Origin of the sequence: Pseudomonas sp. GM55, assembly GCF_000282395.1 — a bacterium.
GTDB classification, from domain to species: domain Bacteria; phylum Pseudomonadota; class Gammaproteobacteria; order Pseudomonadales; family Pseudomonadaceae; genus Aquipseudomonas; species Aquipseudomonas fluorescens_CC.
In genome coordinates this window covers 1-26105 of the sequence record NZ_AKJJ01000106.1, presented here as the reverse complement: position 1 = coordinate 26105, position 26105 = coordinate 1, and the positions used below count along the sequence as shown (strand labels likewise).

General features: G+C 61.1%; 22 protein-coding genes. 8 read left to right on the top strand and 14 right to left on the bottom strand.

The window, feature by feature from the left end:
- Positions 1–15: 15 nt before the first annotated feature.
- The 12 genes from PMI31_RS23955 to PMI31_RS23900 form a co-directional block, all read right to left on the bottom strand.
- On the bottom strand, positions 16–993 hold the full coding sequence (locus PMI31_RS23955) for a FecR domain-containing protein (protein WP_008021596.1): 978 nt from the start codon (positions 991–993) through the stop codon (positions 16–18).
- Entirely contained in the window at positions 994–1509 is a 516-nt protein-coding gene (locus PMI31_RS23950; protein WP_008021595.1) for a sigma-70 family RNA polymerase sigma factor, read from the bottom strand.
- A 78-nt stretch (positions 1510–1587) separates the two neighbouring features.
- Positions 1588–2832 (bottom strand): MFS transporter, encoded by a 1245-nt coding sequence (locus tag PMI31_RS23945; protein WP_008021594.1) that lies wholly within the window; start codon positions 2830–2832, stop codon positions 1588–1590.
- A 164-nt stretch (positions 2833–2996) separates the two neighbouring features.
- Entirely contained in the window at positions 2997–4718 is a 1722-nt protein-coding gene (gene arnT / locus PMI31_RS23940) for a lipid IV(A) 4-amino-4-deoxy-L-arabinosyltransferase (protein ID WP_008021592.1), read from the bottom strand.
- Between the two features lie 176 nt (positions 4719–4894).
- Positions 4895–5551 (bottom strand): histidine phosphatase family protein, encoded by a 657-nt coding sequence (locus tag PMI31_RS23935; protein ID WP_043302611.1) that lies wholly within the window; start codon positions 5549–5551, stop codon positions 4895–4897.
- A 303-nt stretch (positions 5552–5854) separates the two neighbouring features.
- On the bottom strand, positions 5855–6412 hold the full coding sequence (locus PMI31_RS23930) for a PqiC family protein (protein WP_008021590.1): 558 nt from the start codon (positions 6410–6412) through the stop codon (positions 5855–5857).
- A 17-nt stretch (positions 6413–6429) separates the two neighbouring features.
- On the bottom strand, positions 6430–8106 hold the full coding sequence (locus PMI31_RS23925) for a PqiB family protein (protein ID WP_008021589.1): 1677 nt from the start codon (positions 8104–8106) through the stop codon (positions 6430–6432).
- Positions 8087–8743, bottom strand: a complete 657-nt coding sequence (locus tag PMI31_RS23920) for a paraquat-inducible protein A (protein ID WP_008021588.1) — start codon at positions 8741–8743, stop codon at positions 8087–8089. The genes PMI31_RS23925 and PMI31_RS23920 overlap by 20 nt, the downstream gene beginning before the upstream one ends.
- On the bottom strand, positions 8740–9336 hold the full coding sequence (locus PMI31_RS23915) for a paraquat-inducible protein A (RefSeq protein WP_008021587.1): 597 nt from the start codon (positions 9334–9336) through the stop codon (positions 8740–8742). The genes PMI31_RS23920 and PMI31_RS23915 overlap by 4 nt, the downstream gene beginning before the upstream one ends.
- A gap of 178 nt (positions 9337–9514) precedes the next feature.
- Entirely contained in the window at positions 9515–10816 is a 1302-nt protein-coding gene (locus PMI31_RS23910; protein ID WP_008021586.1) for an NAD(P)/FAD-dependent oxidoreductase, read from the bottom strand.
- Positions 10813–11901 carry a polyamine ABC transporter substrate-binding protein gene (locus PMI31_RS23905; RefSeq protein ID WP_008021585.1) on the bottom strand — a complete coding sequence of 363 codons (1089 nt, stop codon included), beginning with the start codon at positions 11899–11901 and terminating at the stop codon, positions 10813–10815. Before PMI31_RS23905 ends, PMI31_RS23910 begins: the two co-directional genes overlap by 4 nt.
- Positions 11902–12057: 156 nt before the next feature.
- Entirely contained in the window at positions 12058–13416 is a 1359-nt protein-coding gene (locus tag PMI31_RS23900; protein WP_008021583.1) for a glutamine synthetase family protein, read from the bottom strand.
- 161 nt (positions 13417–13577) lie between these two features.
- On the opposite strand from PMI31_RS23900, the gene PMI31_RS23895 reads away from it, so the two are divergent.
- Positions 13578–14510: a helix-turn-helix domain-containing protein gene (locus tag PMI31_RS23895; protein ID WP_008021581.1), complete on the top strand. Its 933-nt coding sequence runs from the start codon at positions 13578–13580 to the stop codon at positions 14508–14510.
- Here the strand turns inward: PMI31_RS23895 and PMI31_RS23890 are convergent.
- Together PMI31_RS23890 and PMI31_RS23885 are read right to left on the bottom strand one after the other, a co-directional pair.
- The gene (locus PMI31_RS23890) at positions 14507–15103 is read right to left on the bottom strand and encodes a cupin domain-containing protein (protein ID WP_008021580.1); all 597 of its coding nucleotides are present in this window, start codon (positions 15101–15103) and stop codon (positions 14507–14509) included. The two genes, PMI31_RS23895 and PMI31_RS23890, sit on opposite strands and share 4 nt — an antisense overlap.
- A 171-nt stretch (positions 15104–15274) precedes the next feature.
- Positions 15275–17236, bottom strand: coding sequence for an oxidoreductase (locus tag PMI31_RS23885; protein ID WP_008021577.1), 1962 nt, complete (start codon positions 17234–17236; stop codon positions 15275–15277).
- 317 nt (positions 17237–17553) lie between these two features.
- On the opposite strand from PMI31_RS23885, the gene PMI31_RS23880 reads away from it, so the two are divergent.
- The 7 genes from PMI31_RS23880 (at position 17554) to PMI31_RS23850 (ending at position 25958) form a co-directional block, all read left to right on the top strand.
- Complete coding sequence (locus PMI31_RS23880) at positions 17554–18603, top strand: ABC transporter substrate-binding protein (protein ID WP_008021576.1); 1050 nt, start codon at positions 17554–17556, stop codon at positions 18601–18603.
- Between the two features lie 183 nt (positions 18604–18786).
- Positions 18787–19575, top strand: coding sequence for a class II aldolase/adducin family protein (locus PMI31_RS23875; protein ID WP_008021574.1), 789 nt, complete (start codon positions 18787–18789; stop codon positions 19573–19575).
- A 260-nt stretch (positions 19576–19835) separates the two neighbouring features.
- Positions 19836–20483: a TetR family transcriptional regulator C-terminal domain-containing protein gene (locus PMI31_RS23870; RefSeq protein ID WP_008021572.1), complete on the top strand. Its 648-nt coding sequence runs from the start codon at positions 19836–19838 to the stop codon at positions 20481–20483.
- A 94-nt stretch (positions 20484–20577) separates the two neighbouring features.
- Positions 20578–21294 (top strand): response regulator, encoded by a 717-nt coding sequence (locus PMI31_RS23865; RefSeq protein WP_008021569.1) that lies wholly within the window; start codon positions 20578–20580, stop codon positions 21292–21294.
- Positions 21295–21299: 5 nt separating this feature from the next.
- Positions 21300–22073 carry a substrate-binding periplasmic protein gene (locus tag PMI31_RS23860; RefSeq protein ID WP_008021568.1) on the top strand — a complete coding sequence of 258 codons (774 nt, stop codon included), beginning with the start codon at positions 21300–21302 and terminating at the stop codon, positions 22071–22073.
- Positions 22070–24325 carry a hybrid sensor histidine kinase/response regulator gene (locus tag PMI31_RS23855; protein WP_008021565.1) on the top strand — a complete coding sequence of 752 codons (2256 nt, stop codon included), beginning with the start codon at positions 22070–22072 and terminating at the stop codon, positions 24323–24325. The genes PMI31_RS23860 and PMI31_RS23855 overlap by 4 nt, the downstream gene beginning before the upstream one ends.
- A 208-nt stretch (positions 24326–24533) precedes the next feature.
- Positions 24534–25958 carry an amino acid permease gene (locus PMI31_RS23850; protein WP_008021562.1) on the top strand — a complete coding sequence of 475 codons (1425 nt, stop codon included), beginning with the start codon at positions 24534–24536 and terminating at the stop codon, positions 25956–25958.
- Positions 25959–26105 lie beyond the last annotated feature (147 nt).

Here is a 26105-nt window from a genome sequence, read left to right as displayed (position 1 = left end):
TTTTTTTGCATGGCGTCAGGCGGGGGAGAGCGTCACCCAGTAGCCGCTTAAATGACCGGTGGCGATGACCGGGTAGGTCTGCACCAGCATGTTCAGGGTGCGTTGGGTTTCCCGGATGGGGAAGGCGCCGGAGATCCGCAGATCGGCAATCGCCGGGTGGCAGCGCACGATGCCGCTGCGATAACGCGCCAGTTCGATCACGAAATCCGCCAATCGCAGGTTGTCGGCCATCAACATGCCTTGGGTCCAGGCGCTGACGGAGCGGTCTACCGGACTCGGTTGACCAAAACTGTGCGACGAAAAATCGGTACGTTCTCCGGCGTTGACGATCAAGGGTGCCGCACGATTGGCGTCGGCTAACTGCACCCGGACTGCGCCCTCAAGGACCGCGAGTCGGGTGCGGGCCGACAGTTCCCGGACGGTGAAGCGGGTGCCCAAGGCCTGCATCAGCCCCTGGTGTGTGCTGACCAGGAACGGCCGCGCCTGGGGCAGGCTGTCGGCTGCGGTCTGCACCAGGATTTCACCTTCGCGCAACCGGACAAGGCGCTGGTTGGCGTCAAACAGCACATCGATGGCAGTGTCGGTGTTCAGGGTGATCTGCGATCCGTCGGCCAGGGTCAACTGGCGCTGCTGGCCGACGGCGGTGCGGTAATCGGCTGTCCATTGTTGCGACTGCACCAACTTCCAGCTGCCCCAACCCACGGGCAACGCTGCCAGAATCATTGCCAGTTTGCCCAGCGCCATCCGACGTGCCGGACTGCTCGGACGGTCCAATGCCGACATCGCCAGCGACGGTGGCAGCCCGCCAAGCTTGGTTTGCAGCATCTGGGCGCGGGCCCAGGCTCGATGGCGCTCAGGCGTGCTGACCTGCCAGCATTCCCATTGCGCTCGCTCGGTTTCGTCGAGTTCGCCTTCGCTCAGGCGGATCAGCCAATCAGCGGCTTCTTCGAGTGCCTGCGTATCGAGCTCGGAATGACTGCGCAAGGTCGACATTCATTCCACCAGCAGCAGGCATTGCACAAAGGCTTGCTTCATGTAGCGTTTGATGGTGATCAGTGAAACCCCCAGTTGCTCGGCGATATCGTCGTACTTCAGGCCGCTGATCTGCGACAGCAGGAATGCCCGTTTGACCAGCGGTGGCAAGGCATCGAGCATCGCGTCGATTTCATGCAGGGTTTCCAGCACGATGAAGCGCAATTCGGGTGACGGCGCTTCGGGGGCGGGCAGCAATGCCAGGGCATCCAGATAGGCGCGCTCCAGTGCCTTGCGCTGATACCAATTGACGAGGATGCCCTTGGCCACGCAACTCAGGTAGGCCCGAGGTTGATCAATGACCGCTACCCGCGAAGCCAGAATGCGGGTGAAGGTGTCCTGCGTCAGATCTGCCGCATCCATGGCGTTGCCCAGTTTTTTCCGTAATGTGGCGTACAGCCAGCCGTGATGTCCGCTGTAGAGTGCTTCGATCGCGGCCAGGTGGTTGTTGAGAGGTGCGGGGAGGGCGTTGCTCATGAATGATTTTTTGTAATTGAGAAGTATTCCCAATGCTAATGGACAGCCTGCCTCTGACGCAAGCGCGATCCTGCCCGGTCAGTCGCCCGCTGCGGTCTCGCCCGCTGGCGCGAGCGTGCCGCGAGTGCGCAGGGCGACGATGGGAATCAATGCCAGCAGGTAGGCGGCGCAAACGAACAGGTAGATGTACTGCAAGCCATACACCTGGCCGAGCAGCCCGCCGACCGAGATGCCGACAATGGACGCCAGTTGCAGGGCGCTTTGCGCAATTCCCATTACATAACCTTGTTGGGCGTTGCCAGCGGCTTTTGAAATCTGTGCCATCAGTACCGGGGTCGTCGCCCCCAGCAGCACGCCCCAGATGAAATAGGCGCAGACGAACACAAGCGGTTGCCGGGTGAGGGCGGCAACGGCACTCAGGCCGGCGCAGCCGATGATGATGTACGTGAGGCGGTGCAGCGTCTGCTGCCGGTTCCTGTTTTCGAAATACCGCGCCCATGGGCTTGCCGACAGGATGAAACCCAGCGCCAGCAAGCCGTAGCACAGACCCACCACCGAATGGCTGACCTGGAATACCGAGCTGACATACAGCGAGAACGAGGTTTGCGGGAGCATCCGCGCCAGCAACAGGATGCCCATGGCGCCCAACAGCGGCAGCAGCGGCGAATGTCGCCAGAGACTGCCTGACCGGTTGGGCTGCGCCGCTGCATCCACCACGGGCCCTTTCGGTGCAGGCGGCACATTCGGCAGTGTCAGCGCCGCCACGACGGTGCACACCGCACACAGCGCCGAGGCGATCAGATTGATCCAGAAAAACGTCGCGTAATCGAGAATCAGACCGCCGACCAGCGCACCGAGCAAGGAGCCGACATTGGTCGAAATCTGCAGAATGGCGAACAATCGCGCCCGCCGCGCCGGCGCTTCGATACTCACGCCATAGGCCTGGGCCGGGGCAATGTAGCCGGCGAACGCGCCCTGCAAAAAGCGCAACAGCAGGATGACCCAGATATCGCTGCACAGGGCCAGGCCAAGCTGTGTCAGGGACAAGCCGGCCAGCGCGCGGATCATCATCAGCTTGTGTCCATGGCGGTCACCGATGCGCCCCCAGAACGCGCTGGTGAGCATGATGCCCAGCATGGGGCCGATGTAGACGGCGATGCTGGCGAAGCTGAACAGCGCCTCGGAGCCTGTCAGCCCACGCAGGTACAGGGGCCAGAACGGGCCGCTCATTTCCATTGCGCCCATGGAGACAAGCTGGATCGTGAACAAAAGATAAATCAGGATTCTGACGCTCGATCCCTGGAACGTACCTGCAACGGGCATTGACGGTTCTCGGTGGTTAATCGCTATCGATGGATGGCGCGAAGAGTACCGGCCTTGCCGCTGTGCTGAACACCCCACTCGCGAAGATCGGCTTGATTGCACCTGGCGGAAACGAAAAAACCCGAGAGGCCGGCCAGGCCACTCGGGTTTTTTCTTCTTGGCTATCAGGGCTGGATTTGCGGGAAGATCAGGACCTGCAGATTGCCGCGCTGATAACGTTTGCCGTCGGTGGGCAGCGCCTCGACCTCCTGAATCTCGTCGACGCTGTTGACTCTCATCACCACTCCGACCGAGCCTTTTTTACGTGCCTCGGTCATCCATCGCCCGATATCTTCGCTGGTCACTTTGCGCGAGGCCGCGGCCGGATCCGAAAGGCCGTACTTCAGCTCGCCGATGACATTATAGAGCGCCACCTCCGGCCGCCCGGTCAGCCACGACAAGGCCGAGGCTGCGCCCAGGTCGTTGCTCAGCAACGAGGTGGTCTGGTTCAAGCTGTCCAGGTGCTCGGAGATAAACCGGTCGGGCATCTTGCTGTCGACAATCTGGCCCGGCATGGCGGCGGGAAGCAGCGCCACCAGCAGCCAGATGCCGAGGGCCGGCATCGCCCATAACGTCAATGGCCGCAGGATTTGCAGGGCATTGGCGATGATCCAGCCCAGCAGCACGATGAACGCCAGGGACAGGCTGAACATCTCGGTATTTTGGTAAATCTCTTTGCTCAGTTGCAGGTACAGCAAAGCAATCAGGGCCGTGGTGGCAATGACGACGTTGAGCCATCCGTTGACGCGAATCGTCCGTCCCCGTGCCTGTTGCAGCAGGCCGGTCAGCGCATGGCCCATCAGCAGCGCCAGCGGTAACAGGCACGGCATGATGTAAGTCGGCAACTTGCCGCTGCTCATGCTGAATATCGCCAATGGCAACAACAGCCAGAGCAGGAGAAAACCGCTGACGGGCTGACGCTTGTCGTTCCAGGCCTGGATGAACGTTGTCGGCAACAACACAGCCCAGGGCAGGGCGGAAACGACCAGCATCGGCAGGTAGAACCACCACGGACGGGCGTGCTGCGCATTGTCGGCGGCGAAGCGGCGTACGTGTTCGTTCCAGAAGAAGAAATTCCAGAAATCCGGTTCCTGATGATGGATGGCCAATGCCCAGGGCAAGCAGACTGCCGCGGCGACCACCACAGCCAGTGGCCCGTAACGCAACAGCTCGCCGATGCGACGCTGCCAGAGCATGTAGGGCAGGGCGATCACCGCCGGCAGCAGCCAGGCCAGAAAGCCCTTGGTCATGAAGCCCATGCCGCAAGCGACGCCCAGGACCGCCCAGGACCCCAGGCGGGCGCGAGTGGTCCGACCGTCGATGGCAAACCACAGGGAAACCAGGCTCAGGTTGACCCAGAGGGTGAACTGCGGATCGAGGTTGGCGTACCCGGCCTGACCGGCAATCAGCCCGAAGCTCATGTACAACAGTGCGCAGGCAAAGCTTTTGCGCGGATCGCCCCAGAACCGGCGGGCAATCAGCCAGGTCAGCCACACGCTCAGCCCGGTACTCAGTGCTGAGGCGATGCGTACCCCGAACAGATTGTCGCCAAACACCGCCTGACCGATGGCGATCATCCAGTACCCGGCAATCGGTTTCTCGAAATAGCGCAGGCCCATGAAGTGCGGCGACACCCAGTTCCCGCCCTGCAGCATTTCCTGGCTGATCTGGGCATAACGGGTTTCATCGGGAATCCACAGGCCGTGGCTCATCAACGGCAGCAAATAGAATGCGATGAACGCCAGTACCAACGCGAACAGCATCCAGCGTTCATTGGCTGGCTCCGTTGGAGTGTGCAGGCGGGAAGAATGGCCAGCAAAGTCTGGCAGTGGCTGATTTGACGTCATGTCTCGACCTTGGCGCTTGGATGGCTGGTTGAAGTGTGATGTGCAACGTGCAACAGAGAAAACTGGAATGATATTGAACGGCGAGAAGTTCAATCACACTTCTCGCTGTTCTGTTCAAGATTCATTCAGTCCGGCTTGAAACAACTTAGTGCCTGAATTTTCGATCTGTAATGATTTCAGTTTTTTTCTTGTAACAGAGTGTTCCAGTCTTCGGCATTCACAATGCCGAGCACTTGCAGTTGGCCATTGCCATCGATGCGGACAAATAACGAACTGGCGTACTCGGCGTCCTTCGCCGAATGCTTGAAGCCGGTCTGCTTTTCAAAGTCCGCGATGCAACCGCTGTGGGTCACCAGCACCAGGTTGCGATGGGCAACCTTGTGCGCCACGACGTCGTTACGCAGGGTCGTACCGCAAGTCGCCAGCCACTCCTGGGTTCGTGGGTCGCTGTTGAACATGTAATGCGCGGTCTGCACGGTGCGCGTGACCGGGCTGGTCAGGATATCGGTGTGCTTCAAACCCAGGCGCGCCAGGCCTTGCCCGACACCGGCGGCCGCCTCACTACCAACACGGGTAATGCCATCGGCCGGGCCCAGGCAAGGATTGCTGGAACGGTCGCAGCGCTCGGCGTGACGAACCAGCACCGCGATCTCGCCGGCCTCCCACTGTTGCAGCAATTGGGCCCGGGCTTGCGCGCCCTCCTGGGCCAGGTTGGTCGGTGATTTCGGCCACAGGAGAAAACCGGTGGCCAGTACGGCGACGGTCAGTGCACCAATGGCCACGACCGATCTGGACAGGCGCGAAGACGGTTTACGCGAGACGGAGTTGACCAAGTTTGTCCACCAGTTGGAGCGCAGGGAGGTGCTGTTGAACAACGTGTGAAACAGCACGATAAATTTTCGCCGAGACTGGGTTCAGCGAATTAACTGCAGCCAAAGTTAAGTCTGCACAGCTGTCGGAACGGTGAAAGGAATGTGAAAAATTTGCAGAAGGGATTCCCTCGGCTAATTAGTTTGTTACTGGGAATTGTTATCTATTGCTCCAGCGTGGAATGACAGTGGGAAACAGAGGGGAAATATGGGATAGGACTGACGGCGAACTTGTCGCCGTTAGTCCGGGAAGCGTGAAAAGGGTGTTCAGGGCGAAGGGCAGGTCGCCTGTGGCCTGCTGGCGGCCAGGCTGATCAGCGAGGCCAGGCGTTTGACGTTGTTTTGCTGGGCAAGCACCAGGTCGTCGATGCTCGCGCCTGACGGCGTTTGCAAGGTGCTGCGGCAAATCACCCGTTCCGTGTCGCCGGCGCCGGCACTGCGCAGGCGCCATTTCACGTCCATCAACGCGTATTGACCGGGAACCGAGTCAAAACGCTGCACATCGACCCGTACTGAATATTTGCCTTGTACCGGACTGTTGCCCAATTGATCGGCCAGTGCACTGCGCAATTCGTCCACGAGGGTCGCGCCCCACCATTGGGTTTCCAGGATTGCCAGGCCACTGTTGCCCTGGCGAATGACAATCTGCGCTCGATCAACCTGGGGCGGCACGCTGATCGTCTCGATCTGAATCACCCCGGCGGTGGTCCTTGAATGATCACCCACCTGGGCCGGGGTCAGGGTGTGGAACTGAATCGGGTCACTGCGGCAAGCGGCAAGCAGCAACATCGCGGTGACCAGGGTGAACTTCAGCGGTAAAGCCATGGGTGATGCTCCTGTGTTCAATTGCGCGGTGGCCCTTGCAGATCCACGGGGGCGGCATTGTTCGGGCGGCCGCGAACCAGCGATTCCGGATGCCGTCCCAGGTAATCAGAAAGATCACGCAAGGATCTCGAGGTGCGTCCCAGTTCATCCAGGGTCTGCCCCAGTTTTTCCCGTTGCGGCGAGTCCTCGGCCAAGGTCGAACTGGCGGATTGCAGGGTCGAATTGGCCGTTTCCAGCGTCTTGCTGACATCCGACAAGGTGGATTGCACGCCAGGCAGGATCTTGCCGTTGAATTGCATCATGCCTTTGCGCAGCTCGACGAGATTGCCATCGAGGTTGCCGGCGATACGCTCGATCGGCAGTTTGTTGAGTTTGTCGACCATGGATTCGAGTTTTTCCTGCAATTGCTCGAGGCTGCCCGGAATGGTCGGAATCACGACCGGGCGTGCGTTTGCATCGAAAGCGACTTTTTCTGCCTTGGGGTAGAAATCCAGGGAGATGTACAACTGGCCGGTCAGGAAGTTACCGGTGCGGGCCTGGGCCCGCAGGCCGTTGTCGATGAAGGTGCCCATCAGGCGCACACCCCCGGCTTCGTCATTGGGGTCATGACTGAGCGCCTTGAGCATTTTGATGTGGGCCTGGCCCAGGCGTTGCGGGTAGATCACGATGCCGACGTTGACCGGAAAGGAACGTTTTTTCTCGTCGTAATCCAGATTGACCGCCACCACCTTGCCGATTTCGACACCGAGGAACTCCACCGGAGCATCCACCTTGAGCCCGCGCAGTGCCTGGTCGAATCGCATGGCAAGGTACTGCGGCTTGCCGTTTGGCGGGGCGAGGGCGGTTTGCTGGTCGTCGAACAGCTCGTAGGCATACTCTGCCGCAGCGGGTTTATCGTCAGGGCTGTAGTCGGGGGCGCGGAAAGCAATGCCGCCCACCAGCAAGGACGACAACGATTCGGTCTTGACCGCAAAACCGTTGGCACCGACGTTCACGTCAATGCCGCTGGCGTTCCAGAAACGGGTGTTTTCGGTGACGTACTTGTCATTGGGGGCATGGATGAACAGTTCGATGTTCACGCCCTTGCCGTCCGGGTCCAGTGCGTAGGCCACCACCTGACCCACCGGAATCTTGCGGTAGTAAACCGGAGAGCCGATATCCAGCGACCCCAGGTCCTGGGTGAACAGGGTGAAACGCTTGCCCGGCTCGCCGTAGGTGATGGGCGGCGGGTTTTCCAGCCCCTTGAAGTTTTTTGCCCGGCCGTTGGCCTGGCCGATATCGGCACCGATGTAATCGCCCGACAGCAGCGTATCGATACCGGATACACCGCCAGCGCCAATGCGCGGACGCACGACCCAGAACTGCGAATCTTCGCGGGTAAAACTTTCAGCCTGCTTGGACAGCTTGATGGTGGCGTTGACACTCTTCTGATCGTTGCTCAGTTCCACATCAGAGACTTGGCCAATCACGACATTACGGTATTTGACTTCGGTTTTATTCGCGGTCAGGCCGTCCCCGGTCTTGAACGTGACAACGATGGTCGGGCCTTCCTGCAGCATGCTGTGAACCACCAGCGAGATTCCCACCAGCACCGCGACGATCGGGACGATCCAGACCAGCGAAACGCTGAAGCGGCGGGTCTTGACCGGCGCCGGCCCTGGGGCTTGCGGCCCGTCAGTGGCTTGTGACTTCATCCGTGACCTCCTCATTGTGTGGGTTTTGCCGTTCTTTATCCCAGATCATGCGTGGATCGAAACTCATGGCCGAGAGCATGGTGAACACCACAACCAGACCAAAAAACAAAATGCCCGGACGCGGCTCGATGTCGGCCAGGGCCTGGAATTTCACCAGCGAGGCCACCAGGGCGACCACTATCACATCGAGCATCGACCAGTAGCCGATGACCTCGACGAACCGGTACAGCTTCGACCGCTCGATGCGTGCCCACTCGCTGTCGCGGTGCACAGTGACCAGCAGCAATGTGATGGCGACGAACTTGACGCCCGGCACCGCGATACTGGCAATGAAAATGATCAGGGCAATATCCCAGGCCCCGGCTTCCCAGAACTCCAGCACGCCGCTCATGATCGTGCTGTCGGCACCGTGGCCAACCATTTCGGTGTTCATCACCGGCAGCAAATTGGCCGGGATGTAAAACACCAGGGCCGCGATCATGTAGGCCCAGGTCCGGGTCAGGGCATTGGTTTTGCGTCGATGCAAAGGCGCGCCGCAGCGCTCGCATTCGTGAGGTTCGCCAGTCATGTCGCAGGCCAGCCCGCAGCTGTGACACAGGCACAGGTTGAGCTCGTCGGCGTACGGAGGCGTGCTCATAAGATGTCCCATAAGTCGCGGATATCGCGCCCGGCGATGCGGATCATCATCAGACTCAGCACAGCCAGGGCAAACAGACCTATGCCGGGCAGCACGTCGAGCAGCCCGGCGAGCTTGATCACCGCGACCATGGCGCCCAGCAGGCAGACTTCGAGCATGCTCCAGGGGCGCAAGGCTTCCAGCCAGCGCATGCAGAATCTGAATCCCGGCGAGCGTTGCCGGGCGAGGGCGAAGCCCAAAACCCAGATCAGCAGCAACAACTGGAAGATCGGCGCGATGATCATGGCGATCGCCGCCACCATGGCGATGAACGTGATGGGCCCCAGGCTCAGGGCCAGCACCGAGTCCCACAAAGTCGCACTGTTTTTCATGCCTTTGAGGCTGATGCTCATCACCGGATAGAAGTTGGCAAACAGCCACAGCATCAACGCGGTGAAGGTCAACGCCAGACGCTGTTCCACCGTGAGGCCGTTATAGCGTTGAAGCACGCCGCCGCAGCGCGTACACAGGGTTTTCTGATGTTTGGCGAGCGTTACTTTCTGGTACACGCTGTCGCAGTGCTCGCAGATGATCAGCTGATCAGTAGTTGCCATGGGCCAGGCTCAACAGAAGGCAGGAAATTCAGAGCACCCCCTCAATATAGAAGTGCCTTGCAATTGAGCAAATCGAAAGTCGAAACAACGGAATCGAGTGAGTGTGGAATGCGACCACAAAGCATTGTGGGAGCGAGCAGGCTCCCACAAGATACAGCTGCCTTTCGCAAGGATTGTGTCAGCCCAGCATTTCCCGCATCCGATACCAGAACATGCCAAGGGCCAGCAGTGGCGAGCGCAGGGCACGCCCGCCGGGGAAGGTCATGTGCGGCACGGCGCTGAATACGTCGAAGCCTTTGCTGTGGCCGGCGTGGATCGCTTCGCCCAACAGCCTTGCGCACCAGTGAGTCACGTTCAGGCCATGGCCGGAGTAACCTTGGGCGTAGAACACGTTCGGGTGCTGGCTCAAGCGCCCGACCTGCGGGAAGCGGTTGGCCGAGATGCCAATCATGCCGCCCCACTGATAATCAATGCGCGCACTGGCCAGTTGCGGGAACACCTTGAGCATCTGCGGGCGCATGTAGGCAGCGATGTCCGCCGGGTCGCGCCCGGAATAATGACAGGCACCGCCGAACAACAAACGCCGATCAGCCGAGAGCCGGTAGTAATCCAGGCCGACTTTCTGGTCGCACAGCGCGACATTGTGAGGGATCAGTTGCCTGGCGGCGTCTTCTGACAGGGGTTCGGTGGCGATGATGTAGCTGCCCGCCGGGAGCACTTTGCCACTGAGCTTCGGTTCCAGCTCTTCCAGATGGGCATTGCAGGCCAGCACCAACGTGCCCGCACGCACAGTGCCACCGGCACAGCGTACTTGCACGGTACCGCCGTGGATCAGCTCCAGTACCGGGCTCTGTTCGAAGATCTGCACGCCAAGGGACTCGGCGACTTGCGCTTCGCCGAGTGCCAGGTTCAGCGGATGCAGGTGGCCTGAGCCCATGTCTACCAGGCCGCCGGCGTAAACGCCGGAGTTCACCACGTGCTCCCGGATCTGGCCAGGTTCGATCAGGCGGGTTTCATGGGCGTAACCGGACTCAAGCAGTTCGGCGTGCTCGGCCTTCAACCCGGCAAAGTGTGCCGGGGTGTTGGCCAGCTCGCAGAACCCCCAGCGCAGGTCGCAATCAATGCCGTGTTCGCGGATGCGATTGGCCACGACTTGCACCGATTCGACCCCGGACTGTTCCAGGTACTGCACCCCCTCGGCGCCCACATGCCTGGCAAAGCCGCTGACGTCATGACCGATGCCGCGTATCAACTGGCCGCCGTTGCGCCCGCTGGCACCCCAGCCAATCCGCCGGGCCTCCAGCAGGATCACCGAGAGCCCGCGCTGGGCCAGCTCGATGGCGGTGTTGATGCCGGTGAAACCTGCGCCGACCACGCAGACATCGGCCTCAAGGTCCGAGGCCAGGGCGGGACGCTGCTTCATCCCCTTGGCGGACGCCGCGTAATAGGAGAGGGCGTGTTCCTTGGTGTACTGGTTCATTTGTTGGACTTCACTTTGCTCCACGAGCGGGTCATCAGGCGCATGATCGACTGCGGCGGCGTGGTGGAGATGTAGAGTTTGTCGAGGACTGCCTGGGACGGGTAAACCTCGGGATTGCTGACCAGCTCAGGGTCCATGTACTGCTTGGCGGCCGGGTTCGGGTTGGCATAGCCGACCGAAGCGCTGACCTTGGCAATCACTTGCGGGTCCAGCAGGTAGTTGATGAAGGCGTGGGCTTCTTTCGGATTGCTGGCGTCGGCGGGGATGGCCAACAGGTCAAACCACAGGTTGGCGCCTTCCTTGGGAATGGCGTAGGCGATGTTCACACCGTTGTTGGCTTCCTTGGCGCGGTTGGCGGCCTGGAACACATCACCCGAGTAACCGAACGCCACGCAGATGTCGCCGTTGGCCAGGTCCGAGACGTACTTGGAAGAGTGGAAGTAGGTGATGTAAGGGCGGATCTGCAGCAGCTTGGCTTCGGCCTTTTTGAAGTCCTCGGGGTTTTCGCTGCGCGGGTCCATGCCCATGTAGTTGAGGATCGCCGGGAACACTTCGTCCGCCGAGTCCATCATCGACACGCCGCAGGCGCTCAGTTTCTTGATGTTTTCCGGCTCGAACAGCACGGCCCAGGAGTCGATGTGATCGATGCCCAGCACCTGCTTGACCTTGTCGACGTTATAGCCAATGCCGTTGGTACCCCACAGGTACGGCACCGAGTGTGCGTTGCCCGGATCGTTTTTCTCCAATAGCGTCAGCAGTTTCGGGTCAAGGTTGGTGAAATTCGGCAGTTGCTCGCGATCGAGCTTGAGGAACGCGCCGGCCTTTACCTGACGGGCGAGGAAGTGGTTCGACGGCACCACCACGTCATACCCGGTACGCCCGGCAAGCAGTTTGCCTTCCAGGGTTTCGTTGGAATCGAAGACGTCGTAGATCACCTTGACCCCGGTTTTGGCCTGGAAGTCGGCGAGGGTGGTTTCGCCGATGTAGTCGGTCCAGTTATAGACACTGACCTGTGGCTTAGCCTGGGCACCGGTGCTGAACAGCACTGCCAGCGCGACCGGAACCATGGATTTCAATAGACGCATATCGATACCTCTTGGAATTATTGGATGCTTCCGAATTTTTTGCGCCTCTCCCTGTAGGCGCTGGCTTGCCAGCGAAAGCGGTGTATCAGGCAGACCGTCTTCGCTGGCAAGCCAGCTCCTACAGGGGGAGCGAGTTTTTTAGCGGGATCGTGGTTGTCAGACGCTGAGCATCAGGAACTCACGTTCCCAGGAGCTGATCACCCGTTTGAAGTTCTCGTGCTCGGCGCGTTTGACCGCGACATAGCCCCGCACGAACTTGCTGCCCAGGTAGCGGCTGATGGTGTCGCTTTCTTCCATCTGGGTCAGGGCGTCTTCGATGGTGATCGGCAGGCGCAGATTGCGACGCTCATAGGCGCGACCCTGTACCGCTGCGCTCGGTTCGATGCGCTCGACCATGCCCAGGTAACCGCACAGCAGGCTGGCGGCGATGGCCAGGTACGGGTTGGCATCGGCGCCCGGCAGACGGTTCTCGACGCGCATGGCGTCCGGGCTGGAGGTCGGCACGCGCAGGCCGACGGTGCGGTTTTCTTCGCCCCATTCGACGTTGACCGGCGCCGAGGTATCCGGCAGGAAACGGCGGAACGAGTTGACGTTCGGCGCGAACATCGGCAGCACTTTCGGGATGTACTTCTGCAAGCCACCGATGTGGTGCAGGAACAGCTCGCTCATGTTGCCATTGGCATCGGCAAAGATCGGCTGGCCGGTGGCAATGTCCACCACGCTCTGGTGAAGGTGCATGGCGCTGCCAGGCTCATCGCCGACCGGTTTGGCCATGAAGGTCGCCGCCACGTTGTGCTTGAGCGCCGCTTCTCGCATGGTGCGCTTGAACACGGTGATCTGGTCGGCCAGGTCCAGTGCGTTGCCATGACGGAAGTTGATTTCCATCTGTGCCGGGCCGTCTTCGTGAATCAGCGTGTCGAGGTCCAGACCTTGCAGTTCGCACCAGTCGTAGACGTCTTCGAACAGCGGATCGAATTCGTTCGCGGCGTCGATGGAGAACGACTGACGACCGCTTTCGGCGCGACCGGAACGGCCCATCGGTGCCTTGAGCGGCAGGTCAGGGTCTTCGCAGCGCTGGGTCAGGTAGAACTCCATTTCCGGCGCGACAATCGGCCGCCAGCCTTTGTCGGTGTACAGCTGCAGGACTTTTTTCAGCACGTTGCGCGGCGACAGTTCGATCGGGTTGCCGAACTTGTCGAAGGTGTCGTGGATCACGATGGCGGTCGGCTCGATGGCCCACGGCACCACGTAGACGGCATCGGCATCCGGCTTGCAGACCATGTCGATATCGGTCGGGTCGAGCAGGTCGTAGTAGATGTCGTCGTCGACAAAGTCCCCGGTTACCGTTTGCAACAGCACACTTTCCGGCAGGCGCATGCCTCGCTCATGCAGGAACTTGTTGGTGGGTGCGATTTTGCCGCGTGCAATGCCGGTCAGGTCGCTGACGACGCACTCGACTTCGGTAATCTTGTGATCTTTCAGCCAAGTGAACAGCTGATCGAAAGGGACATTCATAAAGACCTCGTTATTGGTTTTATTAACGCCAGGAGAGGCCGGTTTCATCCGCCGGACACTTCCCCTGTAGCGCGTTGACGTCTATCTTGGGCGAGCCTTGCAGTTCCATCTATCCACTTTAAGCAGCACAAAGCGCACCAAAAGAGTGCGCAAGGTCACTTATGTCGACGTGCAATTCACTCCAGGTCCAAGCGTTCAATACCGCCGATGTCGCTGAGCAAATCCGCGCCACACCGGGCTGGGTCCAGCATTACCAACAGATGTCGCCGGGGCATTTCGCAGGTCTGGTGCGCTACCTGGATCTGCAGGGCGTGGAGATTTACGAAGAGCACATGAACACCCGGGTCGAGCAGAATTTCAGCGCGCCTCAGGGGTCGCTGTCGTTCTGCTTCGACCGCGGCGACAACGCGCTGTATGTGTTGAATGGCGAAAGTCGCAACATCTGGATTACCCCGGAGAACTACCAGGAAATCGCCGTGGTGTTCGGTCCGGAGTTTGTAAAGCGTCATAGCCTCGACATCGCCCGGCTCGAAGGGCTGTTCATGGCACCGCTCAACTCTCAGCAGAACGCGCTGTTCTGCCGTTGGCTCAGCGGGACCCTGACGCGGCTGTCGCAGACCATCGACCCACCGAGCCGCGAAGCGCTGACCCAACAGCTGCTGGAAGACTGCCTGTTCATTCTCGACAACGCGTGTGTCGGCCTCGACCAGGGCGCATTGCAGCGCCGTGCGGGAGAACGGGCGATCATGAAGCGGGTAGGGGAATGGGCGGCGGACACCCCGGAAGAACACCTCAACCTGCTGGAGCTGTCCCAGGTTGCCGGGGTTTCACTGCGCCAGTTGCAGCATGCGTTCAAGACCTACACCGGCATGTCGCCAACCCAATGGCTGCGCTTGCGCCGACTCAACAGCGCCCGCCGCGAACTGCTGAGCCGCTCACCCACGCAAACCACCGTGGCCGAAGTGGCCATGCATTGGTCGTTCTGGCACCTGGGGCGGTTTTCCAGCAGCTATCGTGCGCTGTTCAAGGAATTGCCGAGCGACACCCTCAAGCGCGGGAATGTCGCGCAGCCAATCGGGCGCGGCCGGCGTTAGAAAGTCGGCGGCGTAATCACCCAGATCACCACCGCGTCCACCTCGCCGGGATTACCGTAACGGTGAGGTTCCTGGCTGGAAAAGCTGAAGCTGTCACCTTCGTTGAGCTGGAAATGACGCTCGCCAACCCACAGCTCAAAACTGCCGGACAGCAAGTAACCGGCTTCTTCGCCTTCGTGGCTGTAGCTTTGCTGGCTGTAGGTGCCGGGCGGGAAACGCGAGTGGAGCATCTCCAGTTGGCGGTTGGCTTGCGGCGTCAGCAACTGGTCGACGATGCCGTCTTCGTAATGCACGTTCAGGCGGCTGTTCTTGCGCACCACGACGCCGTCGTCTTCGGGGGCGGTGACCGCTTCACTGGCGAAGAACCACTGGATGGTGACACCGAGGCTGCGGGCAATGTTGAACAGCGCCGGGATCGACGGGTAGGCGAGGTTGCGTTCCAGCTGGCTGATGTAGCCGGCGGTGAGTTCGCTCTGTTGCGCCAGTTCCGCCAGGGTCATGCCCCGACGTTTGCGCAGGCCGCGAATGCGCGTGCCGAGAAAATGCGGTTCGGCGTTGCCGGGTGCGGGCGGTGTGGTGCTGTTGTTGCTCATGGAAAATTCCGAACCGGGAAGGGGACCATAACCCCCTGTAGGAGCTGGCTTGCCAGCGATGCAAGTAAAGACGCCGCGGTTACCCAGTGAGCACGCGTTATCGTTGACGACCATCGCTGGCGAGCCAGCTCCTACAGAGCGCTGCGGTGAAGCCCCGGAGTATAAACAGCCTTAAAGCTCCCACGCGACTTTCAGGCCTTCATAAATCGCTTCTTCGACGGTGCGAGGCGCCAGGCAGTCGCCGATGCGGCGAAACTCCACCAGCCCTTGCAGCTCGGCACCCAGGGTATCCACCGGTTGGTGACCCTGGCACAGCACCAGGGTGTCGATGTTTTCCATCAGCATTGGTTCGCCGCTGGCGGTGTGTTGCAGGTAGACCGTGTTGTCATCGCAACCATACAGCCGCGCATACGGCGTGATCGGCACCCCCAGTTTATGCAGCTCGCCGGCCAGTTGATCGCGCACGTACAGCGGCAGGTTTTCTCCGCAATGGGTACCGTTGACCGCCAGTTGCACCTGATGCCCGGCGCGCACCAGGCGTTCGGCGATGCCGGGGCCGATCCAGTCGCAGCGCCAGTCGACCACCACCACCGAACGGCCGACCTGTACTTCATCGCGCAGCACTTGCCAGGCGTCTACCACCTGTAGCTCACCACCGCGCTCAAAGGCTGGCCAGTATGGCTCGGCACCGGTCGCGATGATCACCATGTCCGGTTTTTCCTGCTCCACCAATGCCCGGTTGACCCGTGTGTTGCGCACCACGCGCACGCCGGCCAGCTCCATTTCCCGCTGCAGGTTGGTGCTGGCACCGCCGAATTCGCTGCGCCGAGGCAGCAGTTGTGCGAGCAACACCTGACCGCCCAGTTGTGAGCCGGCTTCGTACAGGGTCACGTCATGTCCGCGCTGGGCAGCGACGGCGGCGGCTTTCATGCCGGCCGGGCCACCGCCGGCGATCATGATGCGCTTGCGAGTGATCGTCGGTTTACGCTCGGCAAAAATCAGTTCACGACCGGTTTCCGGATGCTGGATGCAGGAAATCGGCAAGCCTTTGTGGAAGTGCCCGATGCACGCCTGGTTGCAGGCGATACAGGCGCGCACGTCTTCGACGCGGCCAGTGTCGGTCTTGTTGGGCATCTGCGGGTCGCAGATCAGCGCGCGGGTCATGCCGCAGACATCGGCCTGGCCCCGGGCCAGAATCAGCTCGGCTTCCTGAGGCTGGTTGATGCGCCCGGTGACGAACAATGGAATGTTCAGGCTGGCCTTGAACGTCCCGGCTTCCCTCGCCAGGTACGCGGCTTCGATCGCCATGGGCGGCACGATATGCACAGCGCCGCCAAGGGACGCCGAGGTGCCGGCGACGATGTGCACATAATCGAGCTGCGTTTGCAGCGACTGCACGGCGGCCAGGGATTCGTCTTCGGTCAGGCCTTCCGGGTCGCGCTCGTCGGCAGAAATACGCAAGCCGACGATGAACTGCTCATCGGTCGCCTCACGTACGGCTTTGATGACCTCGCGCAGAAAACGCAAACGCTGTTCCAGATCACCGTTGTAGCCATCGGTACGCCGGTTGACCCGCGGATTGATGAATTGCGCCGGCAGGTAACCATGGCTGGCGACCACCTCGACGCCATCGATCCCGGCCTGATGCAGGCGCCGGGCGGCGGCGGCATAGCCGGCGACGATCTCGTCGATCATTGCCTGATCCAGCGCGCGGGGCATCACCCGGAAGCGTTCGTTGGGTACCGACGAGGCGGAGTAGGCCACCGCCAGCAAGCCATCGCTGGACTCCATGATCTCCCGTCCCGGATGGAACACCTGGGACAGCACCACGGTGCCGTGGGCATGGCAGGTTTGCGCCAGTTTGCGGTAGCCCTCGATGCACGCATCGTCAGTGGCCATCAGCACGTGCGAGGTGTAGCGCGCACTGTCGTGCACCCCGGCCACCTGCAGCACGATCAGCCCCGCACCGCCTTCGGCCCGTGCCCGGTGATAGGCGATCAATTGTTCATTGACCAGGTTGTCGGTGGGCATCGACGTGTCGTGACCGCTGGACATGATGCGGTTTTTCAGGCGCTTGCCACGGATCTCCAGGGGTTCGAACAGGTGCGCGAAGGCAGGTGTCGAGGACGGCATGGTGCGGGTACTCCAGGCAGGCTGACCTGTGTAGGAGCGAGCTTGCTCGCGATGGACTTGAGGGCGACGCGTTCATCCAGACAACACGCGCCATCGTTAACGTCCATCGCGAGCAAGCTCGCTCCTACAGAGGCAGCAGGTTTTCGGCGTTGTTATTATTGGTCTATAGAAATTTACCTTCAGTAAAAAATCAACTTGTTTTTTTACTGCGCCTTGCAGTAATTTCGCTTCGAGCCTGCTCCTGGGGCTTACCTCACAACAATAAAAAAGGGCCTGGGCGGAATGTGTCCGCAGGGCACCTGCCAGAGGAACCACTGATGAAATCGAATACGCTCAAGCACGGTTTTTATCCCTTGGTGTTGTCCGTGGCCATGGGCCTGGGCAGTGCCCAGGCAGCATCGGACATGGTGGTAGTCGGTTACGGCGGAGCCGGACAAAAAGCCCAGGACGTGGCGTTCTTTCAACCGTTCGCCGCCGTGGATCAAAGCAAAGTGATCCAGAGCGAATACAACGGCGAAATGGCCAAAATCAAAGTGATGGTCGACACCGGCAATGTCGATTGGGATGTGGTGCAGATCGAAGGCCCGGACCTGATGCGCGGCTGCGAAGAGGGCATGTACGAGCGTCTGGACTGGACGCGCCTGGGGCACGCCGACCAGTTGATCCCCGAGGCGGCACAGGAATGCGGTTCTGCCGCGCTGGTGTGGAGCGTGGCAATTGCCTACGACACCGACAAACTGGCCCAGGCCCCGACCTCGTGGGCCGACTTTTGGGACGTGAAGAAAACCCCCGGCAAACGCGGGTTGCGCAAACGCGCAGTGTACAACCTGGAGTTCGCCCTGCTGGCGGACGGCGTGAAAACCGAAGACGTCTACAAGGTCCTCGGCACCCCGCAAGGCGTGGACCGGGCCTTCGCCAAACTCACTGAGCTCAAGCCATACATCCAGTGGTGGGAAGCCGGCGCACAACCGCCACAGTGGCTGACCGCTGGCGATGTGGTGATGACCTCGACCTACAGCGGGCGCATCGCCGACGCCGCGCAGAAAGGCAGTCACCTTGGCCTGGTCTGGCCCGGCAGTCTGTATGGCATGGATTACTGGGCGATCATCAAAGGGTCCAAACATGTGGATCAGGCCAAACGTTTTATCGCCTTCGCCAACCAACCGGATGCCCAGGTCAACTACGTGCAGCAGATCCCCTACGGCCCGACCAACACCCAGGCTGCCGCACGGCTGGACGAAAAACTGGCGCAATGGGTGCCCACTGCACCGCAGAACCTCAAGGGCGCGCTGTCGATGAACGTCGGTTTCTGGGTCGATCATGGCGAAGAGCTCGAAGAGCGCTTCAACGCCTGGGCCAGCAAATAACCTGACTGTGCAGGCGCTGCCTTTGTAGGAGCTGGCTTGCCAGCGAAGACGGCCTGATGGTCGACGCAAGACTCAAGGCCGCCTTCGCCAGCAAGCTGGCTCCTACAAGGGGCGTTGGCTGGACGTACACACGCGTCCAGCCTTATTGTCTGCCCCAGCCGATCACCCTGGAGAACCAGAACAATGAACAACATCGCCAGCCACCTGGCCCCTGAGCGCAGCGCAACCGAGCAGCGCCTGCGTGAGGAATTGGCGGCCTGTTACCGCCTGGTTGCGCACTTTCGCTTGACCGATTTGATCTTCACCCACATCTCGGTGCGCATTCCGGGGCCGGAGCATCACTTTCTGATCAACCCTTACGGGCTGATGTTCGACGAGATCACTGCGTCCAACCTGGTCAAGATCGACCTCGATGGCCACGCCGTGGAGCCGTCGCCGTACCCGGTCAACCCGGCCGGCTTCGTGATCCACAGCGCCATCCACGGTGCCCGTGAAGATGCGCAATGCGTGCTGCACACCCACACCCGATCCGGTTGCGCGGTGGCGGCGTTGAAGTGCGGACTGTTGCCGGTCAATCAGATTTCCATGGAGTTTTATGGCCGGGTTGCTTACCACGACTACGAAGGTGTGGCGCTGGACCTGAGCGAACAAGAGCGCCTGGTGCAGGATATCGGCGACAAGCCGGTGCTGATGCTGCGCAATCATGGATTGCTGACCGTCGGCGAGACGGTGAGCCAGGCTTTCTTGCGCATGTACTACCTGGAAAAGGCCTGTGAAATCCAGTTGGCGGCCATGGCGGCGGGAGAGGTCGTGTTGCCGTCGGCGCAGGTGTGTGAGCACACCGAGCGTCAGTTCAATGATCCGGGGCGGCCGCTGGAAGAGGGTGAACTTGCTGACCCGGATGCGATGCAACTGGCCTGGGCGGCGTTGTTGCGAATGCTGGATCGGGTGGCGCCGGGGTATCGGGACTGATCCAGATTCTCGGTTGTGTGAACTGGCCTCATCGCGGGCAAGCCCGCTCCCACAGGGTCAGTGGGTGTACGCGACATCTGCGAACAACAAAAACCACTGTGGGAGCGGCGGTGCGGCGATCCGACTTGCCCGCGATGCGGGCGGCACGGTCCATCTGGCTTACACCCGACTAGAGATATTGCCCGCTCTTGCTGTACAGTCGTTCAGCCCGCCGCTTACCCGTGCGGGCTTGAACGATTGAACCAAGGAGCGTGTCGCCCATGAATCAGGAAGCCCGTTTTTCCCGCATGGAACCGGAGTTGCGCAAAGCCAACCTGATCGAGGCGACGCTGGTGTGCCTCAAGCGTCATGGCTTCCAGGGCGCGTCGATCCGCAAGATTTCCGCCGAGGCCGGGGTCTCGGTGGGGCTGATCAGCCATCACTATTCCGGCAAGGATGAGCTGGTGGCCGAGGCCTACATGGCCATCACCGGGCGGGTCATGACCTTGCTGCGCGACGCCATGGAGCAAGCCGCGCCGAATGCCCGGGAGCGCTTGTCGGCATTTTTCCGCGGTTCGTTTTCCGCCGAACTGCTCGATCCACAATTGATCGATGCGTGGCTGGCGTTCTGGGGCGCGGTGAAAACCGCCGAGGCCATCAATCAGGCCCACGATCATTCCTATGGCGAGTATCGCGGCATCCTGCGCAAGGTGCTGGCGGAACTGGCCCAGGAGGAGGGTTGGGAAAGCTTCGATGCCGACCTTGCGGCCATCAGCCTCAGCGCGTTGCTCGACGGTTTGTGGCTGGAGTCCGGGCTGAACCCCGGCACCTTCACCCCGGAGCAGGGCATCCAGATTTGCGAGGCCTGGGTCGATGGTTTGCAGGCCGGTGGACGCCAGCGCTTTTGCCTGCAGACGAGCGACTGTTGATCAGTCGTTCAGCAATGGATACTCTCTGGCGCCGATGCGGGAAAACACTCTAATAAGAAACTGGCCTTTTCGGGCCTGAGCCGGACACCAAGCGATGACTCCTCGGGTATTGATCGTCGATGACGATCCGCTGATTCGCGATCTGCTGCACGCCTACCTGTCTCAGGAAGGCTACGACGTCCATTGCGCCGCCACGGCGGAACTGGCGGAAACCTTCCTCGCCAGCCAGTCGGTGGACCTGGTGATGCTCGACATCCGCCTGCCGGGCAAGGACGGTCTGACCTTGACCCGCGAGCTGCGGGTGCGCTCGGAAGTCGGGATCATCCTGATCACCGGACGCAACGACGAGATCGACCGCATCGTCGGCCTCGAATGCGGCGCCGATGACTACGTGATCAAACCCCTCAATCCAAGGGAACTGGTGTCTCGGGCGAAAAACCTGATTCGCCGGGTACGTCATGCGCAAACGCCAGCGCCTGCCGTCACGGTGGCCAAACCGGTCAAGCAATTCGCCGACTGGTCGCTGGACACCGACCGCCGTCGGCTGATCGATGCGTCGGGCAGTGAAACGCTGTTGACCCACGGCGAATACCAGTTGCTCAGCGTGTTCCTGCGCAACAGCGGCCACACCCTCAGCCGCGACCAGTTGATGGACCAGATCCGCAACCGCGAATGGGTGCCCAACGACCGCTCCATCGACGTACTGGTCGGGCGCCTGCGCCGCAAGCTGCACGACGATCCGGCCGAACCCCAGTTGATCATCACCATTCACGGCGCCGGTTACCTGTTCACCGCCGGTGTGGCGGCCTGAACCTGATGAGGCGTTGGCTTTGCCTGCTGGCGGTGTTTATGGCCGGCCATGCCGTCGCGGCGGACAAGGTTCGCTATTGCGATTACCCGGTGTACCCACCGATCTCCTGGAGCGACGGCAAGCAGGTGCGCGGACTGGCGCCCAGTGTGGTGAAGCACTTGTTCGGCCAGTTGGGGTATGAAGTCGAGATGGTTGTGCTGGGCAACTGGAAACGCTGCCTGCTGGACGCCGCCGAAGGCCGGGTCGATGTGGTGCTGGCCTACAGCACCGCGCAGCGGGAGCAGAGCATGCTGTTCTCGACGGTGCCGGTATTGCGTGAGGAAGTGGCGCTATTCATCAACCGAAAGCACCCGGTGAAATTCGAACAACTGGACGACCTCGCCCATTACCGTGGCGGCCTGTTGTTCGGCGAGAGCTACGGCGTTGCGTTCGATCGCATGGTCGTGCGCCACAACAACATCGAATGGGTTTCCGACAGCCACCAGAACTTCGGCAAGCTGATTCGCGGGCGCATCGATTTCATCACCCAGGAGCGGCGCACCGGCCAGTTGTACGTGGAAAACCTGCCCGGCGGCCAGGACATCGTCGCCTTGCCCAAGGCGTTGAGCGTGGACTACCTGCGGGTCGCCGTGTCACGGCGCTCGCCATTGGCCACTCGCATGCCCGAGATCAATGCGCAGTTGCAGCGCATGGTCGATGCCGGCGACATCGAGCGCTGGCTCAACGAAAGCGAAGTGACCTACCGCGACATGATCAACCTGCCGGCGGATGCGCAATGATTCGCGCCCGTCCCGGTGGACTGCTGCGCCGGCTGCTGCTGTTCATTCTGTTGTTCAGCCTGTGCTTCACCGTGCTGGCCAGCAGCGTGCAACTGTACATCGAGTATCGACGGGAAATGCGCGACATCGATTCACGCATGGAGTTGATTCGCGCCGGTTACCTGGCCAGTCTGGAACGCAGCCTCTGGGACTTGAACCAGGAACAGCTGAACGTGCAACTGCGCGGCCTGGTGGACTTCTCCGACGTCGCCCGGGTGCACTTGATCAGCGCCGATTTCGACCTGATACAGGGCAATCCAGAGCCCGCGGGACCGCTGCGCATCGAGCGCTTCGCCCTGGATTATCAGCCGCCGTCCGGTCCGTTGCGCAACCTTGGCGAACTGGAAGTGAGCACGGATCTGGGGGCGGTGTACCAGCGTCTGTACGCCACCGGTTTGACCAGCCTGTTGTGGATGGCAGTGTTTCTCTGCGGCCTGGCCATTGCGCTGTCGGGATTGTTTTATCGACTGGTGACCCGGCACCTGAAAGTCATGGCCGAGTTCGCCCGGCGCATCGCCGCCGGTGAATGGCAGGAACCCTTGCGCCTGGACAAGCGTCGCGGCAGTGACGAAATCGATACAGTGGCCCACGCGCTGGACGACATGCGCCGGGCGATCCTGCGGGACATCGAGCGCCGGGAAACAGATCGACTGGCCTTGCAGGACAACCGCGACGAACTGCTGAAAATGGTCGAGCGTCGTACCGCCAGCCTGATGCGGGCCAAGGATGAAGCGGAAGCGGCCAACCTCGCCAAATCGCGGTTTCTGGCGACCATGAGCCACGAACTGCGCACGCCCCTCAATGGCATCCTCGGCATGGCCGAACTGTTGCGCGGCGCACCTCTGGATGCACAGGACGGCAAGCGCCTGGATGCCTTGCACAAGGCTGGCGAAGGCTTGCTGACGATCCTCAACGAAGTGCTGTATTTCGCCAGACTGGAGGAGGGCGTCAGCCATCCCGAACCGGTGGATTTCTCGCTGCGCCAGTTGCTTGACGAGGTGCTGACACTGTTGGAACCGCGAGCGCTGAACAACGACACGATCCTCAGTTGCCAGGTCGACAGGCGGATTGCCGAGCATCACCACGGTGCCGAGCAGTTCCTGCGTCAAGTGCTGAGCAACCTGCTGGCCAACGCGATCAAGTTCACCGAAGGCGGCGAAGTCAGCGTCGAAGTGGCGCTACTCGCTGAAACCGGCGAACAGACGGGGCAGCGCCTGCGGGTCAGTGTCACTGACGACGGCATTGGCATTGCCCCGGCGATGCAGGCGAAGATTTTCGAGCGCTTCACCCAGGCCAGCGAAGAAGTCGCGCAACGTTTTGGCGGGACCGGGTTGGGACTGGCGATCTGCAAACATCTGGTGGAGCAGATGGGCGGCTGCATCGGCGTGGACAGTGAAGTGGGGCGCGGCAGTTGCTTCTGGTTCGAGCTTTGCCTGCAGCCGGCCAGTGCTGTGGTGGCAGTCGCGCCGGTTCGCGCGGTGGGTCCGGCCCTGAATATCCTGGTGGTTGAAGACGTGGCGCTCAACCGCGAAGTGGCCATGGGCCTGCTGCAACGGGACGGTCACCGAGTGTGGCTGGCCGAAGAGGCGCAACAGGCGCTGGCACTCTGTGCCGCGCAGGTTTTCGACCTGCTGTTGCTGGACGTGCATCTGCCGGGCATCAGCGGAGTCGAGTTATGTAGGCAGATCCGCCACAGCGACGGGCCGAACCGCCATACCCGCATCTTCGCCCTGACCGCCAGCGTGCAACCGGCGCTGGTGCGAGGTTATCTGGAGGCCGGCATGGACGGCATCCTGGCCAAGCCCCTGAAGCTGGATAACCTGCGCCAGGTGCTGGAAGGGCACACCCCCGTCGCCGAGTCGCTTGTGCATGACGAGACGATCGACTGGCCGCTGTTGCAGACCCATCGCAACTTGCTCGGCGAGCAAAAAGTCCAGGGCCTGCTGGCGGTGCTGCGCGACTCGATTCTTCAGCATCGCGATGCGCTGCATGAAGCCATTGTCGCTGCCGACTGCACGGAGGTCGCGCAACTGGCTCACCGGCTGGCCGGTAGCTGTGATTCGCTGGGCTTCCGCTCACTGGCCACAACGCTGAGAGCGCTGGAAACGTCGGCCCTGGTCAACGATGAATCGGCGATCCACCGCATGACCTCCGCGCTGGATGAACAATTACAGCACGCACTGACCACCCTGAAAGGCCTGTTGCAGAGCTGACGTACAAGTTTGTTACGACTTTCTACAACTTCGATCTTTACGGTCAACGCGAACTTACATGGCTTTCCAATAATCGACGCAACCGCCGCAGCGCGGTCTTCGAAGCTTATTGGAGATAATAATAATGAATTGCCGTAAAGCTGATCCCACCCTGCGCCGTGACGTCCTGTCGCGCGCTGTACACCTCACTGACTGCTGAGGTGCCGACATGAACGCAAACACTGAGCGCAGTACTGATCAAAAAGGCATTCAGCTGACCCGTGCCCTGAAAAGCCGGCACATTTTCATGCTGTCCCTGGGCGGCGTCATCGGTACCGGGCTGTTCATGGGCTCCGGCGTGACCATCAACCAGGGCGGCCCGGTGGGGGCGATCCTGGCTTACCTGGTCGCGGGGTTCCTGATGTACCTGGTGATGGTCTGCCTGGGCGAACTGTCGGTGCAGATGCCGGTGTCCGGTTCGTTCCAGACCCACGCCACTAAATACATCGGCCCGGCCACGGGATTCATGATCGGCTGGGTGTACTGGATGAGCTGGGCCACCACCGTCGGCCTGGAGTTCACCGCCGCCGGCATGCTGATGACGCGCTGGTTCCCGCATGTGCCGATCTGGTACTGGTCGGCACTGTTCGTGGTGGTGCTGTTCGGCATCAATGCCCTGGCGACCCGCGCTTTCGGTGAGGCCGAATACTGGTTCTCGGGGATCAAGGTCGCGGCCATTCTCGGTTTCATCGTGGTCGGCGTGCTGGTGATCTTCGGCGTGATGCCCCTGAGCAGCGGCGCACCCGCGCCGATGGCGAGCAACCTGATCGGCGATTCGCTGTTCCCCAACGGCCTGTCAGCCGTGTTCGCGGTGATGATGACCGTGGTCTACGCGTTCCAGGGTTGCGAGATCATGGGCGTGGCCGCCGGTGAAACCGATCAGCCAGAAAAGAGCATTCCCCGCGCCGTGCGCAACGTGGTGTTCCGCGTGCTGATCTTCTACGTGCTGGCGATTGTCGTGCTGTCGGCCATCGTGCCATGGCAGCAGGCGGGTCTGATGGAGAGCCCGTTCGTGCAGGTGTTCGACATGGTCGGCATTCCCTACGCCGCCGACCTGATGAACTTCGTGATCCTCACCGCGATCCTGTCGGTGGGCAACTCTGGCCTGTATGCCTCGACGCGCATTCTGTGGGCGATGTCGAAAACCGGCATGGCGCCGAAAAGTCTTTCGCCATTGAGCAAGCGTGGCGTGCCGTTGCGTGCCTTGAGCATCACCTTGTGCTTCGCACTGGTGTCGCTGATGACCAGTTTCGTTGCCGCCGACACCCTGTTCATGGTGCTGATGGCGGTGAGCGGCATGTCCGGCACCGTGACCTGGATTGTCATCGCGCTGGCGCAGTACAAGTTCCGCAAGGCGTACTTGCGTGACGGCGGCAAACTCAGTGACCTGAAGTACCGTGCACCCTGGTTCCCGGTGTTGCCGCTGATGTGCATCACGCTGTGTTGCTCGCTGTTCGTGTTCCTGGCCCTGGATGAAACCCAGCGTCCGTCGCTGTATTGGGGCTTTGGCTTCATTGCGCTGTGCTATGGCGCGTACTTCCTGATTCATCGCAAGCGTCAGGGCGTGTTGGCGCCGAGCTTGCCGACCGTTTAACCGCGACTGGCAAGCAAAAACGCGACAGGCGACTGTCGCGTTTTTTTGTGCCCGCTCGACAGGCATTGCATCTGTAGGAGCTGGCTTGCCAGCGAAAGCGGCCTTGAGTCATGCGTCAACATTGCAAACGCCTTCGCCGGCAAGCCG

What these genes read in the sequence shown, in the direction of transcription:
- arnT (WP_008021592.1), bottom strand. Translation starts at nt 4,718, where the DNA reads ATGACGTCAAATCAGCCACTGCCAGACTTTGCTGGCCATTCTTCCCGC.
- PMI31_RS23895 (WP_008021581.1), top strand. Translation starts at nt 13,578, where the DNA reads ATGTCGACGTGCAATTCACTCCAGGTCCAAGCGTTCAATACCGCCGAT.
- PMI31_RS23870 (WP_008021572.1), top strand. Translation starts at nt 19,836, where the DNA reads ATGAATCAGGAAGCCCGTTTTTCCCGCATGGAACCGGAGTTGCGCAAA.
- PMI31_RS23950 (WP_008021595.1), bottom strand. Translation starts at nt 1,509, where the DNA reads ATGAGCAACGCCCTCCCCGCACCTCTCAACAACCACCTGGCCGCGATC.
- PMI31_RS23860 (WP_008021568.1), top strand. Translation starts at nt 21,300, where the DNA reads ATGAGGCGTTGGCTTTGCCTGCTGGCGGTGTTTATGGCCGGCCATGCC.
- PMI31_RS23920 (WP_008021588.1), bottom strand. Translation starts at nt 8,743, where the DNA reads ATGAGCACGCCTCCGTACGCCGACGAGCTCAACCTGTGCCTGTGTCAC.
- PMI31_RS23925 (WP_008021589.1), bottom strand. Translation starts at nt 8,106, where the DNA reads ATGAAGTCACAAGCCACTGACGGGCCGCAAGCCCCAGGGCCGGCGCCG.
- PMI31_RS23855 (WP_008021565.1), top strand. Translation starts at nt 22,070, where the DNA reads ATGATTCGCGCCCGTCCCGGTGGACTGCTGCGCCGGCTGCTGCTGTTC.
- PMI31_RS23945 (WP_008021594.1), bottom strand. Translation starts at nt 2,832, where the DNA reads ATGCCCGTTGCAGGTACGTTCCAGGGATCGAGCGTCAGAATCCTGATT.
- PMI31_RS23890 (WP_008021580.1), bottom strand. Translation starts at nt 15,103, where the DNA reads ATGAGCAACAACAGCACCACACCGCCCGCACCCGGCAACGCCGAACCG.
- PMI31_RS23865 (WP_008021569.1), top strand. Translation starts at nt 20,578, where the DNA reads ATGACTCCTCGGGTATTGATCGTCGATGACGATCCGCTGATTCGCGAT.
- PMI31_RS23930 (WP_008021590.1), bottom strand. Translation starts at nt 6,412, where the DNA reads ATGGCTTTACCGCTGAAGTTCACCCTGGTCACCGCGATGTTGCTGCTT.
- PMI31_RS23850 (WP_008021562.1), top strand. Translation starts at nt 24,534, where the DNA reads ATGAACGCAAACACTGAGCGCAGTACTGATCAAAAAGGCATTCAGCTG.
- PMI31_RS23910 (WP_008021586.1), bottom strand. Translation starts at nt 10,816, where the DNA reads ATGAACCAGTACACCAAGGAACACGCCCTCTCCTATTACGCGGCGTCC.
- PMI31_RS23875 (WP_008021574.1), top strand. Translation starts at nt 18,787, where the DNA reads ATGAACAACATCGCCAGCCACCTGGCCCCTGAGCGCAGCGCAACCGAG.
- PMI31_RS23905 (WP_008021585.1), bottom strand. Translation starts at nt 11,901, where the DNA reads ATGCGTCTATTGAAATCCATGGTTCCGGTCGCGCTGGCAGTGCTGTTC.
- PMI31_RS23915 (WP_008021587.1), bottom strand. Translation starts at nt 9,336, where the DNA reads ATGGCAACTACTGATCAGCTGATCATCTGCGAGCACTGCGACAGCGTG.
- PMI31_RS23955 (WP_008021596.1), bottom strand. Translation starts at nt 993, where the DNA reads ATGTCGACCTTGCGCAGTCATTCCGAGCTCGATACGCAGGCACTCGAA.
- PMI31_RS23880 (WP_008021576.1), top strand. Translation starts at nt 17,554, where the DNA reads ATGAAATCGAATACGCTCAAGCACGGTTTTTATCCCTTGGTGTTGTCC.
- PMI31_RS23900 (WP_008021583.1), bottom strand. Translation starts at nt 13,416, where the DNA reads ATGAATGTCCCTTTCGATCAGCTGTTCACTTGGCTGAAAGATCACAAG.
- PMI31_RS23885 (WP_008021577.1), bottom strand. Translation starts at nt 17,236, where the DNA reads ATGCCGTCCTCGACACCTGCCTTCGCGCACCTGTTCGAACCCCTGGAG.